15 protein-coding genes and 2 tRNA genes are annotated in these 13,408 nt (G+C 60.9%); 6 read left to right on the forward strand and 11 right to left on the reverse strand.

What is annotated here, in order from left to right:
• Positions 1 to 85: 85 nt before the first annotated feature.
• Positions 86 to 685: a superoxide dismutase gene (locus OF122_RS15315; RefSeq protein WP_264225058.1), complete on the forward strand. Its 600-nt coding sequence runs from the start codon at positions 86 to 88 to the stop codon at positions 683 to 685.
• Between the two features lie 149 nt (positions 686 to 834).
• On the forward strand, positions 835 to 1,377 hold the full coding sequence (locus OF122_RS15320) for a response regulator (protein ID WP_264225059.1): 543 nt from the start codon (positions 835 to 837) through the stop codon (positions 1,375 to 1,377).
• A gap of 1 nt (position 1,378) precedes the next feature.
• On the opposite strand, the gene OF122_RS15325 is transcribed toward OF122_RS15320, so the two are convergent.
• Together OF122_RS15325 and OF122_RS15330 are read right to left on the reverse strand one after the other, a co-directional pair.
• Positions 1,379 to 1,909, reverse strand: coding sequence for a hypothetical protein (locus OF122_RS15325; RefSeq protein WP_264225060.1), 531 nt, complete (start codon positions 1,907 to 1,909; stop codon positions 1,379 to 1,381).
• A 4-nt stretch (positions 1,910 to 1,913) separates the two neighbouring features.
• Positions 1,914 to 3,398 carry a helicase HerA-like C-terminal domain-containing protein gene (locus tag OF122_RS15330; RefSeq protein ID WP_264225061.1) on the reverse strand — a complete coding sequence of 495 codons (1,485 nt, stop codon included), beginning with the start codon at positions 3,396 to 3,398 and terminating at the stop codon, positions 1,914 to 1,916.
• Between the two features lie 136 nt (positions 3,399 to 3,534).
• On the opposite strand from OF122_RS15330, the gene OF122_RS15335 reads away from it, so the two are divergent.
• The gene (locus OF122_RS15335) at positions 3,535 to 4,857 is read left to right on the forward strand and encodes a TIGR03808 family TAT-translocated repetitive protein (protein WP_264225062.1); all 1,323 of its coding nucleotides are present in this window, start codon (positions 3,535 to 3,537) and stop codon (positions 4,855 to 4,857) included.
• A gap of 95 nt (positions 4,858 to 4,952) precedes the next feature.
• Here the strand turns inward: OF122_RS15335 and OF122_RS15340 are convergent, their stop codons facing one another.
• Positions 4,953 to 5,969, reverse strand: a complete 1,017-nt coding sequence (locus tag OF122_RS15340) for an asparaginase (RefSeq protein WP_264225063.1) — start codon at positions 5,967 to 5,969, stop codon at positions 4,953 to 4,955.
• Between the two features lie 88 nt (positions 5,970 to 6,057).
• Complete coding sequence (locus OF122_RS15345; protein ID WP_264225064.1) at positions 6,058 to 6,387, reverse strand: SH3 domain-containing protein; 330 nt, start codon at positions 6,385 to 6,387, stop codon at positions 6,058 to 6,060.
• A gap of 185 nt (positions 6,388 to 6,572) precedes the next feature.
• Here OF122_RS15345 and OF122_RS15350 point away from each other — a divergent pair, with 185 nt between their 5' ends.
• Positions 6,573 to 7,184, forward strand: coding sequence for a PadR family transcriptional regulator (locus OF122_RS15350; protein WP_264225065.1), 612 nt, complete (start codon positions 6,573 to 6,575; stop codon positions 7,182 to 7,184).
• Here the strand turns inward: OF122_RS15350 and OF122_RS15355 are convergent.
• The 4 genes from OF122_RS15355 to OF122_RS15370 all read right to left on the reverse strand — a co-directional run bounded on the left by OF122_RS15355 (position 7,174) and on the right by OF122_RS15370 (position 10,364).
• Positions 7,174 to 7,404 carry a hypothetical protein gene (locus tag OF122_RS15355; protein ID WP_264225066.1) on the reverse strand — a complete coding sequence of 77 codons (231 nt, stop codon included), beginning with the start codon at positions 7,402 to 7,404 and terminating at the stop codon, positions 7,174 to 7,176. The genes OF122_RS15350 and OF122_RS15355 overlap by 11 nt on opposite strands.
• A gap of 220 nt (positions 7,405 to 7,624) precedes the next feature.
• Entirely contained in the window at positions 7,625 to 8,434 is an 810-nt protein-coding gene (pcaD, locus tag OF122_RS15360) for a 3-oxoadipate enol-lactonase (protein WP_264227679.1), read from the reverse strand.
• 395 nt (positions 8,435 to 8,829) lie between these two features.
• Positions 8,830 to 10,197 carry an alpha-glucosidase/alpha-galactosidase gene (gene melA / locus OF122_RS15365; protein ID WP_264225067.1) on the reverse strand — a complete coding sequence of 456 codons (1,368 nt, stop codon included), beginning with the start codon at positions 10,195 to 10,197 and terminating at the stop codon, positions 8,830 to 8,832.
• Between the two features lie 11 nt (positions 10,198 to 10,208).
• Positions 10,209 to 10,364, reverse strand: a complete 156-nt coding sequence (locus OF122_RS15370) for a hypothetical protein (protein WP_264225068.1) — start codon at positions 10,362 to 10,364, stop codon at positions 10,209 to 10,211.
• 237 nt (positions 10,365 to 10,601) lie between these two features.
• Between OF122_RS15370 and OF122_RS15375 the strand changes: the two genes are divergently transcribed.
• Entirely contained in the window at positions 10,602 to 11,444 is an 843-nt protein-coding gene (locus OF122_RS15375) for a helix-turn-helix domain-containing protein (RefSeq protein ID WP_264225069.1), read from the forward strand.
• Positions 11,445 to 11,510: 66 nt separating this feature from the next.
• Here OF122_RS15375 and OF122_RS15380 read toward each other — a convergent pair.
• Positions 11,511 to 11,585: transfer RNA gene (locus OF122_RS15380), tRNA-Gln, on the reverse strand.
• Between the two features lie 234 nt (positions 11,586 to 11,819).
• Here OF122_RS15380 and OF122_RS15385 point away from each other — a divergent pair.
• A tRNA-Pro gene (locus OF122_RS15385) sits at positions 11,820 to 11,896 on the forward strand.
• A gap of 211 nt (positions 11,897 to 12,107) precedes the next feature.
• Here the strand turns inward: OF122_RS15385 and OF122_RS19775 are convergent.
• Both OF122_RS19775 and OF122_RS15390 read right to left on the reverse strand, forming a co-directional pair.
• On the reverse strand, positions 12,108 to 12,398 hold the full coding sequence (locus OF122_RS19775) for a tannase/feruloyl esterase family alpha/beta hydrolase (protein ID WP_408636253.1): 291 nt from the start codon (positions 12,396 to 12,398) through the stop codon (positions 12,108 to 12,110).
• Positions 12,287 to 13,198, reverse strand: coding sequence for a tannase/feruloyl esterase family alpha/beta hydrolase (locus OF122_RS15390; RefSeq protein ID WP_264225070.1), 912 nt, complete (start codon positions 13,196 to 13,198; stop codon positions 12,287 to 12,289). The genes OF122_RS19775 and OF122_RS15390 overlap by 112 nt, the downstream gene beginning before the upstream one ends.
• Between the last annotated feature and the right edge of the window lie 210 nt (positions 13,199 to 13,408).

Raw genomic sequence — 13,408 nt, forward strand, 5'->3', positions numbered from 1 at the left:
CGGTATATAAGAAGCATTAGCTTGGTAAATTCATGCTCAATTTATCGAGCGAAAGATTTTCAGAACCCTATAAGGAGGCCCTCCAATGAGCTTTTCACTTCCCGATCTGCCCTATGCCTACGACGCGCTCGGCCCGTATATGTCGGCTGAAACGCTTGAGTTTCACCACGACAAGCACCATCAGGCCTATGTGACCAACGGCAACAAGCTGCTTGAGGGCTCGGGCCTCGAGGGCAAGAGCCTCGAAGAGATCGTCAAGGAAAGCTTTGGCAAGAACCAGCCGCTGTTCAACAATGCCGGCCAGCACTTCAACCACATCCATTTCTGGAAGTGGATGAAGCCCAATGGTGGCGGCAAGTCCCTGCCCGGCAAGCTGCAGGCGGCTATCGATTCCGACCTTGGCGGGTTTGACAAGTTCCGCGAGGATTTCCTTGCCGCGGGCGCCGGCCAGTTCGGTTCGGGCTGGGCGTGGCTCACGCTCAAGGACGGCAAGCTGGCGGTGACCAAGACTCCCAACGGGGAAAACCCGCTGGTGCATGGCGGCACACCGTTGCTGGGCGTGGATGTGTGGGAACACTCCTACTACATCGACTACCGCAATGCGCGTCCGAAATATCTCGAAGCCTGGTTCGACAACCTTGTGAACTGGGAATACGTGGCCGAGCTGCACGAAGCCGCCTCGTAATTTATCCCAGTTGGATCAATGCTATATGGCCCGTCTGTCCACAGGCGGGCCATTTGCTTTAAGGTTACCGGTGCCGGCATCTTCCGGCTGCGCGATGAGCGTGTTAAGGCTTGGGTAACCATTGATATCCCATGCCGAGCGAGCCGCCCGTGTTGCCTGTTCCCACCATTGCCGTTCTTTCCAACAGCCCGGCTCTGGCCTCGGTTCTAGGCGCCACATTGCGCAGGGGACATCGCTGGCGGGTGCGCGAATTTTGCGACCACAGGGCACTGGGCGACTATATGCGCATAGCGCCGCTGGCGCTTCTGGTCGCAGATTACGACCTTGAGCGGGTCACGGCGGCGGATGTGGCGCTCTCGATCCGCAACAGCGACGATATCGCCTCACGTCATGTACAGATCATCGCCCTGAGTCGGACCGTCGATGGCGAGATGCGGCGGCAATGCGTGCAGGCGGGCATCGATGAGGTGATCGTCAAACCCATGAGCCCGGTTTATCTCGAAGAGCGGATTGCCGCGCGACTGGGCAACGGAACAGGCGCTTATGTCAGTGCCGAGCCCAGTTATGTGGGACCGGAGCGGCGCAACCGGATTGCGCTGGACGATACGCGGGTCATCCCCGTGGAGCGGCGCGGCGAAAACATCGTCTCGTTTCTCGCGCACAAGGCAATGCGCGAGCAGCGCCCGGACTGATCTAGGTCAGTCGCGCAAGCCTGTTCCAAAGATCGTCGAAAGTTTCCGATATCTGGATGAGGCTATCGATATTGCCGCGCCCGACCCCTGCCACGTCGGCGGCAAAGCCCTTGACCACCTCGTAGGCCCTGCCCTGATTGAGCAGACCGACCGGGCGTTCGCTTTGAGCCCCACCTGCAGCGACCCAGGCGGAATAGAGGGCAGCGACGGTATCGATGCCGCCCGGCAGGCCGATCAGCGCCTGTCCGGCTTGAACAATGCGGGCTGCTGCGGCGGCTTCGGTTTCCTCGGCGATGATTTCAACGCCCTGCGGCACGTCGAGACGGCGAGCGACGGGCCCCGTGGCCACGGTGACGCGGCCACCGCTGGCCAAAGCAGATTCCACGAGCGTTCTTGGCCATTGGCCGTTTCGGGCAATGCAGTGCAGATGGGCACTATTGCGGGCGATGGTGGCACCGGCCTGCCGGTAAAGGGCCTGGTGGGCGGTTACACCGGTATCAGCAAATACGGCGACGGCGCTGAGCTTTGCCATAAGTCTAGCGCCCCCTGGTGAGCGTGCCGAGCACGCTGCGCACAAAGGAATCCCCGGCGCGGCGGGCGACTGTGCGGGCAAAGCTGGTCAGTGCTGCTTCCATCGGCGTTTGCCGGGTCGAACGGCGGGCCGTCTGTTTGGTCCGAGCCTGCTCGATCTTTTCCAATTCCGCCTCGCGGGCGGCGATCTCGGCCTCGCGCAGCGCTTGCGCGGCGCGGGCGTCGAGCAGTTCATAGGCCGACTCGCGATCAAGGCTGGTATCGTAGAGCCCGGAAACCGGGCTTCCGGCGATGACGGTGGCGCGCTCGTCGGTGGTGATCGGCGCCATGCGCGAGGATGGCGGACGGATCAGGGTGCGACCGACGATCGAGGGAATGCCCTTTTCTTCGAGAACAGAAACCAGCGCCTCGCCGGTTCCCAGTTGGGTGATGACTTCGGCGGTGTCAAAATCGGGATTGGGCCGGAAGGTCTCGGCTGCGATCCGGACGGCCTTTTGCTCCTTGGGCGTGTAGGCGCGCAGGGCGTGCTGGATGCGATTGCCCAATTGGGCGAGGACGCCTTCGGGCACATCGGCGGGATTTTGCGTTACAAAATAGACGCCTACGCCTTTCGAGCGCACGAGTTTTACGACCTGCTCGATCTTGTCGAGCAGAACCTTTGGCGCCTCGTCGAACAGCAGATGGGCCTCGTCGAAGAAGAACACCAGTTTGGGCTTGTCAGGATTGCCCACCTCGGGCAGTTGCTCGAAAAGTTCAGACAACAGCCAGAGCAGGAACATCGCGTAGAGCCGGGGCGAGCGCATGAGTTCGTCGGCGGCAAGGATCGAGATGAAGCCGCGCCCTTGCGTATCGGTGCGCATGAGGTCGGAAATCTTGAGCGCCGGCTCGCCAAAGAAGTTCTCGGCGCCCTGCTGTTCGAGGACGAGCAGCGCGCGCTGGATGGCACCGACCGAGGCCGTGGAGATGTTGCCGTAATGGGCGGAAAGCTCGGCACGGCGCTCGGCGACGTGACTGAGGAGCGAGCGCAAATCCTTGAAATCGAGAAGCAAAAGCCCCTCGTCATCGGCCAGTTTGAAGGTGGCGTTGAGGATGCCTTCCTGGGTGGCGTTGAGGTCAAGCATGCGCGAGAGCAGCAGCGGGCCCATCTCGGAAACAGTGGTGCGGACCGGATGGCCCTGACGACCGAAGAGGTCCCAGAAGATGGTGGGAAAGCCTTCGAAGGCGTAGTCGGAAAAGCCGATCTTTTCAGCGCGGGCAGCCAGGAAATCCTTGGGTTCGCCGGGCTTTGAGAGCCCTGCGACATCGCCCTTGATGTCGGCGCAGAAGACGGGGACGCCGGCGCGGGAGAAGCCTTCGGCAAGTATCTGGAGGGTAACGGTTTTCCCCGTACCGGTGGCGCCGGTGATAAGGCCGTGGCGATTGCCGAAACCGAGGTGGAGGTATTCGGGCCGGGTGCTGGTTCCGAGGTAAACGGCGTCGTCGACAAGCATGGGCGGGGTCCGATTCAACAGCGGGGTCCAATCTATAGCGGGGTGCAAGCGCGCACCGCAAGGATTCACTATTGCGCGTAAAAAGGGTGGAGTTGAGTGAAGTTTAGCCTTTAGTTGCCGGAATTCGGAGTGAACCATGAAAATCAACCGGCGCAGATTTATCGCAGCGACACTTATCCCGGCGCTTTCGGGCTCGCTTATGGCGCGGGCAGCCTTTGGCCAAATGGTGCCGGCGTGGCCAGACGCGGCGACGGACCTGACCGGGACGTTGCAGGCGGCGATCGATGGCGCGCGCGACACCGGACACCTGGCCTTGCCCGCCGGACGGTTTTCAACGCGGGGGCTGCGATTGCCCTCCGGGTTCATGCTGACGGGAGTGCCGGGGGCGACCCAGCTGGTTCACCTGGGCAGCGCTCCCTTGCTTGGCGCCGAGGGTGAAGCCAACATCGTTCTGGCCGGACTGTCGATCGACGGCAGCGGTGCGGGCGGCGAGGTGTGGCATGGCGGACTTGTCCACTTTGCCGATTGCGAGAACGTGACCATCCGCGATTGCGTGGTTTCCAATACGGCGCTCAACGGCATCACGCTGATGAAATCATCAGGGCGGGTCGAAAATTGCCGGGTGAGCGGCAGCGACTATACGGGGCTGTTCGTTTACGACGCCGCAGGCGTCTCTATCGAGGGCAACACCATTGCCGAATGCGGCAATGGGGGCATCAGGGTTTGGCGCGGCGAAGCGGGCGCCGACGGCACAATCATTTCGGGCAACCGGATCTCGGGCATCGACTGGGCCGATGGTGGGAACGGGCAGAACGGGAACGGGATCAACATTTTCCGAGCCGACGAGGTGATCGTTTCGGGCAATCATATCTCCGATTGCGCCTTCTCGGCGGTGCGGCTCAACGCCACTAACAACACCCACATCACCGGCAACACATGCCTTGCGAGCGGTGAAGTCGCGATCTTTTCGGAGTTTTCGTTTACCGGCTCGGTGATCGCCAACAACATCATCGACGGGGCCGCAGCTGGCATCTCGATGACCAATTTCAACGATGGCGGGCGGCTGGCGGTGTGCACGGGTAATATCGTGCGCAATCTTTATGAAGGGTCCGAAACCAACCCCGATCTCGATACGCCTTATGGGATTGCGGCGGAGGCCGATGCGATCATTTCCGACAATGTGATCGAGAATGTGCCGGGGACCGGCATCAGTGCTGGCTGGGGACCATATCTTCGCGACGTGACGATCAGCGGCAACTTGGTGCGCGACGTGGATGTGGGCATCGTGGTGAGCGTGGCCGAGGGCGCGGGCGCGGCGAGCATTACGGGAAACACGATCATTGGGGCGCGCCAGCACGAAATGGTTGGCAGCGCGTGGTGGGATGTGATCTCGAGCGATCTGGCGGGGGAGGCCGAGCGGTTTCCGCAGATCGTGGTGGAGGGGAACCGGGTTTCGTAGGCGGTTGCAGCCCGGCGCGAAAGTCGCGGGCGCTGGCGGGTACTGGATCCCGGACCTTCGCCCGGGATGACATTGGGGGAGCGGCGGGCGTTGGTTCAGAGTTTGAGACGCGCGGCCTCGGTGGCTTCGATGTAACTGATTTCGTGGCCCGCCCAGTTGCGTTGGTGCTGGCGGGCGCGGGACTGGAGAACTTTTGCCTGTTCGGGCGTCGGGCGGGAAATTTCGAGCAGAAGGGCGGCGACCATTGCGGTTGCAGCGGGGACGCTGCCATCGTCGCATTTAAGGGCAAAGCCGATCCCCTGTTCGGGCAGGGCGCCGCAATAGATGCCGTCCGCGCCGAATTTGAGCATCAGCCGGCCATCGAATGCCGCCATGGCCTCTGTATCGAACGAGCCGGTGCCACCGACCAGGAAGGGGTGGGATGTGGCAGAGGCAAATATTTCGCGCGCGGCGGCAGCAGTTTGTTCGTTCAACCCCTCGCCTGTGGCCATGCGGGCAAAGCCCTTGGCGAAGGCGTGAATGGGAGCGGCCCATGTGGGGATCGAGCAGCCGTCCGTGCCGCACTTTCCCTCGGTAAGAGGATGATCGATCACCTCTTCGACCGCCTGCCGGACACGCTGCTGGACCGGGTGCTGGAGCGTGGAGTATCCCCTGGGGTCTTCGCCGAGAGCGCGGGCCACGGCGAGCATGCCGGCATGTTTGCCCGAGCAGGCATTGTGGAGAGCGCTGGGCTTTCCCCCTTGCGCAAACAGCGCCTTGCGGGCGGCCGGATCGATGGGCGGATGGGCGCCGCATTCGAGCGCGGCTTCGTCGAGGTCTATGGCAGCGAGCATTGATGCGGCAAGGCCGGTGTGGGCGGGCTCGCCGTTGTGGGACGCACATGTGAGGGCAATGGCCGGACCGGCAAGGCCGTAGCGCGCATTGGCGCCAGTGGCGAAGATCGGCAGGGCCTGCATGGCCTTGATCGCCGAGCGCGGGAAGACCTCGGCGGCAACATCGCCGATCGAGGCGAGGATATTGCCTTTGGCATCGGACACGCAGATAGCGCCCCGATGACGGTTTTCGACCCAGTTTCCACGCACCGATTGCGCCAGGACAGGATTGGCGGCCATAAAAAATCCCCACGAAAAGCTGGACTGGATGGACCGCAGGCCGTGGGGAAAGTCAAGGGTGGAGGTCAGAGTCTTCGGCGTGTCGAGATCAGATTTCTGCGGGAGTGAGATATCTTGAGTTTACCCAGCCCTTGGTGGTGTCACGTTCCACCAGGCACCAATCGCTGGAGTGCTCGACCTCGATGCAGCGTTCGACCCAGACGTGGACGAGCGGGGCGAGGTGGCCGACCTTTTGCGAATAAGATGCGGGCCAGCGGCGGACATTGAGATGATCCCATGTGGCGACGCCGGTGACCAGCGCGAGCGTATCGACGGGATAACCACGAGCCTGGACTGGCGGCGCGAAAATACCCGAGGCGACCAGAAGAAAAAGACCCCCGGCGATGGCGGGCAGAGCAAGACGTGATGAAAGCGACATTTCAGGATCCCCAAAGCGCGAGATGCGCGGTTCAATTTGTCTGTGGAGAATTACCCTGAACCTTTTGAACACACCCTGATTTGACTATTCAGCCACTGTTCAGCACCATGAACAGGTATTAACTCTGGTTAAAGGGGCGGGGGCGTTGCAAAGGGCACATTTATCGGTGCCGGGGAGGTTATTTGATGTCGGCCACACGATTGCTTGTTCTTGCTTTCGTCCGTGCTCACAACCGTGCGCACGGCTATCTTATCGGGCAAGAACTCATGGCCTGGAATGCCGACAAGTGGGCCAACACCAAGACCGGCTCAATCTATCACGCATTGCGGCAACTGGCCAAAGACGGGTTTCTTGAGGAGATCGTTGTCCCGCCCTCCGATACTGCTCCGGCGCGAACCGACTACGCGATCACCGAAGCGGGAGATGCCGAATTCCATCGGATGATGGAAAAGGCTCTCACATTGCCCCAACCGCGCCCGGACATGCTGTGCGCCGGGCTGGTGCTGATGTCCGCCCTGCCACGACGCACTGTGCTCGAGCTTCTGGGCAAGCGACTGGCAACATTGGCGCAGCATAAATCCGAGGTCAGCAAGGCCAATGACAGGGCGTCATTCAGCGGCGTGAATGCCCTGCCCCCGCATGTGGAGGCTCTTCTGAGTTTTTGGACCAGCAATACAGACTGCAACCACGATTGGGTTGCCGGGCTGATCGCAAAGATCGAGGCCGGCGCCTACGTATTTGCCGACGAAGATCCCCAGGCCTTTGGTGTACCGGGGGGAGCACTGGTCATTCCGTAAGCGGCCCCGACCGGTTTCGGCCGGTGCGCGCGGCTGGCTTGTCCATGAAGGCGTCGATGGCCCGCGTTGCACGATGACGGCAGGCGTTCTCCCCTTCCGTGCGGCTCGCGCGGATCTTTTCCATTGCCTGCGCGGGCCGAAGGGGCGGCCACATCCTGATTTTCCAGTCTTTATCGAAAACCGTTCTCACGCGAAATCCGCGATATTCGAACTCGCCCATACCCATCCTCCGCTCTGGGTTTTATGATCGCACGGCACCAGATATGCATGGCGCTAATGTGACGATTTGCGGGCTTTTGATGCCCGTCTGATGCCGTGGATCAAACGCACAAGCCGCCCGCTGACGATTGGTTGCGGACGGCGCAAGGTTATTAATCGAAAGCAATCGAAATCTGGCCGGAACGGCCCGGGGCAAAATCCCGCCGTCGGCCGCGGATTGCTCAGTTGAGCGTGGCCCGGTTCTCAAGTCCGCCGACGAAAACCAGAATGATATCGGCCAGCCGCTCGGGGGTTTCCACGCATGGGAGGTGGCCGGCGCCCTTGATGACTTCGAACCTCGAACCGGGAATGGCTTTGGCCAGACCGCCGACCATTTCGACGGGCGTGGAGCCATCCTGATCGCCCACGACACAAATGGCCGGAACGCCGATCTGTCGGGCTTTTTCGCGAAGATCCGCGTCGCGGATGGCGGCGCAGGTCGCGATATAGCCATTCGGAGACTGACGTTCGAGCATCGTGCGATAACCGGCAAGCTCTTCGCTGCGGTCAGCACGGAATTGGGCCGTGAACCAGTTTGCCATCACCGTATCGGCCAGCGAGGAGATGCCGTTGGCCTCGACTTTGGCGATGCGCTGGTTCCAGCTATCCGCATCGCCCAATTTGGCGGCGGTATCGCACAGGATGAGAGCTGATACGAGATCGCGGCGGTCGATATAGAGCTGCTGGGCTATAAGCCCGCCGACCGACAGCCCGCATATGACGGCCGAACCAAGCCCGGCATGATCCATAATCGCGGCGAGGTCTTCTGCGTGGCGCGCGATGGTCACAGGACCTTCGCCCGTTTCGGACAGACCATGGCCGCGCTTGTCATAGGTGAGGATCGTGAACTTGCCCACGAGGCGCACGATCACATCGCGCCAGATGCGGAAATCTGTACCAAGCGCGTTTGCGAACACCAGTACCGGCCCGTTTTCCGGGCCGCCGATCACCTGATAATGGAGGACTGCATCATCGACTTTGAGAAACTGCATGGGCGCTCCGGGGGTGACATTGTCGCGCATTTCGGCGCATCCGAACCGGGCAACGGTACCCGCTTGTCCGGCACACACTCTAGCCAGATTCGAAGGCCAGACCCAACCTCTCCAGTGACTGGCCGGATCGGTCTGCCGCAGACCGGAGAGGCAATGGTTGCCCCAACATGGCCACATTGCCTCACGAGAACGTGAGGGCCTTCGGTTGCGGCGGACCTCCCCGCTACGGGGGCTGGATCGGCCCGCATCTTTGAGCCCCCAATCTCAGCGGGCCGATCCTTTGCGGGCGTAGTTCTGCATACCGCTCAGTTGCGTATGGCTTTGGCCCTACCGCACGGAGCATCGGCAAGTGCCTGGCCGCAGGGGACGGCATGCCGTCCCGTCCAGCCGGATTGTTATGCGACCTGCCGTTTTTCGAGCCGGGCCCATTCGGGCAAGATCTCGCCATGCGCCTCGAGAAGCGCGTCCACGAGCTTCCATATCTGGTCCAGATCAAGTTCGGCTGCCGTGTGGGGGTCCATCATGGCGGCGTGATAAATATGCTCGCGCTTTTGCTCGACAAGTGCCCGAACCGTCAGTTCCTGAACGTTGATGTTGGTGCGCATCAGCGCGGTCAGTTGCGGGGGCAGCTCGCCGATGGTTGTGGGCTGAATGCCCGAAGCATCGACGAGGCACGGAACTTCGGCCGCGCATGCGTCGGGCAGCGAGGTGATCGCACCATTGTTGCGCACATTTCCGTAGATCACCGAAGGCGCGCCGGTCCAGACCGAATTGATGATCTCGGAGGCGCATTCGTGGCTTGGTTTCACCTCGATGGTATCGGCGTTGCGGTACTTTTCGGCCTGGCTCTTCCAGCGCTCGATCTGCTCGATGCAGCGCTTGGGGTATTCATCAAGGGGGATGCCGAATTTCTCGATAAGGTCCTCGCGACCTTCCTTGATAAAATAGGGGGTATATTCGGCGAAGTGCTCGGAGCTTTCTGTCACGAAATAGCCCAGCCGGATAAGCATCTCGTAGCGCACCTTGTTGGGGCAGCGCGGGTTCCAGCTGCTGGGCTTGGGGAATCTCCCCTCCCAATAGCCGCGCAACAGGTCAGGATAGAGATCACGATAGGATCCATCCTCCATGCGCTCCTCGAAATTGAGGTAGAACGCCATGTGGTTGATCCCGGCCGCGCGGTAGCGAATTCTTTCGATCGGAATGTCGAGGTCGCGCGCCAGTTCATCGGCTGTGCCCTGTACCGAGTGGCAGAGCCCCACCTGCTTGATCTGCGGATATTTTTCCGCGATAGCCCAGGTGTTGATGGCCATTGGATTGACGTATTGGAGCATGATGGCGTCAGGGCAGACCTCCAGCATATCCTCGCAGATCGCCCAGAGGTGCGGCACCGTCCGCACGCCGCGCATGATCCCGCCCACGCCCAGCGTATCGGCGATGGTCTGGCGCAGACCGAATGCCTTGGGAACTTCGAAGTCGATCACCGTGGAGGGCTCATAGCCACCGATCTGGAAGGCCACGACGACGAAGTCCGCACCGTCGAGCGCCTCGCGCCGTTCCAGCGTGGTTGAAACCGTGGCAGGAACGCCCAGCGTCCTGACAATCTTGGAAACGACGATCTCGCTTTCTTCAAGACGGATGGGATTGATGTCCATCAACGCAATATGCGCCCCCGAGAGCGGTTCGCGCTGCAAGATGTCGCCGATGATGTTTTTCATAAACACCGTCGAGCCGGCCCCGATAAAGGCGATTTTGGGGTTTGCCATGAAAAGTTCTCCTAGCGATCGAGCGCGCGATATCTCAAAATGTCGGAAAAACCGACGAAAGTGTGTCCGCTCCGGCCCGAAAAATCCGGCGGCGGTGTTGTGGGCTCGATGGCCGAAACGCCCAGCAGAAGGCCGGTCCCACCGAAGGCCAAGAGATTTCTGCGCACAGCTCCTCCCAACCAATGAAGACGCCCGAGAGGCGAGCCTCCTACTGCACCTCAGACCTCAAGGGTAGCTCTTGCAGAAACTGGTGCAATTCAGATATCCAACCACTTCTTCCGGTTTTTAAAGATCGTCGATTGGTGAAGCCAGCCCCCGACAACCGCCGCGCCGATGCACCACATCCGGGCCCGCGTCCGGACCGGAAATTTTATGCTCATACGCGGGCATTCGGACGTTTCGGGATGCGCTGGTTTGATCCGCAACTGATGAGCGCCGAGCATTGGCACGGCCATATCGAGTTCAACTGGCTGACCGAAGGATCGATGGATTATCGTTTCGACGGTCGCCCGGTGACGCTGCCAGCTGGCCGCATGGTCGTGTTCTGGGCCGGCATCCCCCATCAGACCGTGCAGATTGACCGAGGTCCCTCGGGCGCGGGCCGCCAGTGCAACATCTACCTGCCGCTCGATGTCTTTCTTTACATGCCCAATCTGGGCGCGCTAACCGAAACCATGATGGGGGGAGGCGTCATAGCGTTGCCTGACGATGCAGCGGACAGCGGGCTGCTGCAGCGCTGGTACACCGATTACCGCAGCGGCGATGCCGAGCGGGTCGACATCTTGAAATCCGAAATCGCCAACATGCTCCGGCGCACGGCCATGGTGGGCTGGGATGTGCTTTTGCCGCCCTGGATCGAAAAGCCGACACCGGGCGCCCGCACCACATCCCCCCTGCGCTATGTGGTGGCCATGGTTCGGCACATCATGGAAAATCTCTCGTCGCCTTTGCGCGCCGCCGATATCGCGCAAGTCGTCGGGCTCCATCCCAACTACGCCTTGAACCTTTTCACCCGCGTCATGGGGATCGCGATGCAGCAGTTCGTCATCCGCATGCGACTCATCCGCGCCCGCTCACTGCTGTTCGCCGGAAACATCTCGATTGCCAATGTCGCGTTTGAATCCGGCTTCACATCGCAGAGCCAGTTCTACGAGCACTTCCGCGCCGCCTATGGCATGCCGCCAAGCGCCATGCGCAAAAGCCTTGTGGCGAGCGCAAGCCTACCGGGAAGAGAAAAACCATTCTGACCCATCAATGGCACGGGCGCGAAACAAGACGAGCGCGTCTTCTCAGATCAACAGCTTGCGAGAAATTGGCTGGGGCGGCAGGATTCGAACCTGCGAATGTCGATACCAAAAACCGATGCCTTACCACTTGGCGACGCCCCAAGGCGCGTTGGTTCCTACACCGTTTGCACAGCACCCGCAACACCTCCGGCGCCCGGGTTTGCCATGAGTTGTGAAAATTTCCAGAGCGCGCTCACGGCTCTTGTCGCAAGGCAAATCGGCAGCGAAATTTGCTTGGGCGGCGGGCGCGAACAGGCTTGAACCGGCGTCGGGCGCATTATATAAGGCGCGCAAACGTTGCTCTGTCCGGCCATGCCGGGCTGGCAGCGAGCCTATCGGAGTATAGCGCAGCCTGGTAGCGCACCTCGTTCGGGACGAGGGGGTCGGGTGTTCGAATCACCCTACTCCGACCAAAATAAAAGCCGGGGGCTCCAGAGCCGCCGGCTTTTTTATGCGACAAGGAGGGCCGTTGATGTTGGCACTGCCAATCATGTTTGGCCTGGGAAGCACGGTTCTGCTTTTGGGCGGCTTGCCGGGTGTTATCGGCGCCGTGCGTTTTCTAGCGATACTCGGCTAGTCCAGCGCGATGTCATGGAAGGGCGCCGCAATGCGGCGCCCATGCATTCATTCGGTCACGCAGTGGTAGCTTGACGCTTCGTCGATGTCTCCGTCCCCATTATATCTGGGGAATGCAGGATACTCACATACCGGGCGAGTCCGACCGCGCGTTTCGCTGTTGGTTCCATCGACCATGACAAGGCCGGAGGGCGGAATACCGTTTTCCACCCAGTTGTCGAGCGCGGTCAGCGTATCGATCTGCGGATTGAATGGGGCCCCCCAGTGGAATTCGCCAGGCTCCTGGATGTTGAATTCCAAAAGATCGAAATCTTCAGATGTATCGACAAAATTGGACATGAACTGGAACGCCCGATTAACGTGGTGTGCATTGGGGCCGGACGGCGGGGGTTGATGTACTCGGCCTGGGTGCCGATGTTCATCACGACGCCTTCCAGGCTGTTGTAGCCTTTGTATTCCGACCATCCCCCGATTTCGCAGGGAAGCGTGTATCCGTTGTAATAGACATCGATAACCCGGTCGATCTGTGTCTGGTTCAGGCAGTTTGCAGCGACCTGATCGGCGGGGCATCTGAGGTCTTCGACAATGGACGAGGATATTGCCCGACATTCCGCGGGGTTGCTGACGATCCCGTCTTCCGCACCGTCGAGCGGATCGCGCAGGGTAACCGCCCGTTCGGCGATCGTCTCGACGATTTCCAAAGGAAACCAACCTGCGGAATCATCGCTGTAGATGGCGTCGGCCAGGGCCACACCCCACAGGCGCAATCCCATGAAAAACGCTGTGGGATAGTATGTGATGACCCCATCAGAGGACTCCGGCCAGCGGGTGGCGGCAGTCAGACCTTCGCGCCCCCCGGTTGACCCGCCGAGGAAATAGACGCGTTCGGGGGCCGTATCATAAGCCGTCTCCGCGAGAAGGCTCATCACGTCATAGGCCTTCTTGATATGGGCGTATCCGTAGTTGACCAGAGCCTCGTCATTGCGGGCAAATGCCGCGCCGCCCCCGGACTCCGGCGGATGACCGGAATCGTTGCCGAAGGTTACCCCTGGGCAAGAGAACTGGGCATGCCGGCCGGTCCGCGCAGCGGCACAGTCCTTGAAAAACCAGCGGAAGCAGCGCCTCTCCACCGCCGGCACCGAGCGCCATCACGAGAGATCCCGCATTGCGGGATGATCGATCGATGTCGGGGCTTTCTGCGTATGCTCAGCGCTTCTCCTCAAAAGCGACCGGCCCCACAAATCTACTCGCGCAAGCTGTCGGGATGGTTTTTGTATCCATCCGCATGCAGTTCCAACATGCGCAATGATTGGAACGGGCCTGGAGCCAGCCCTTCAAGAACGCTGCAA

Origin of the sequence: Pelagibacterium flavum, from assembly GCF_025854335.1 — a bacterium.
GTDB classification, from domain to species: Bacteria; Pseudomonadota; Alphaproteobacteria; order Rhizobiales; family Devosiaceae; genus Pelagibacterium; species Pelagibacterium flavum.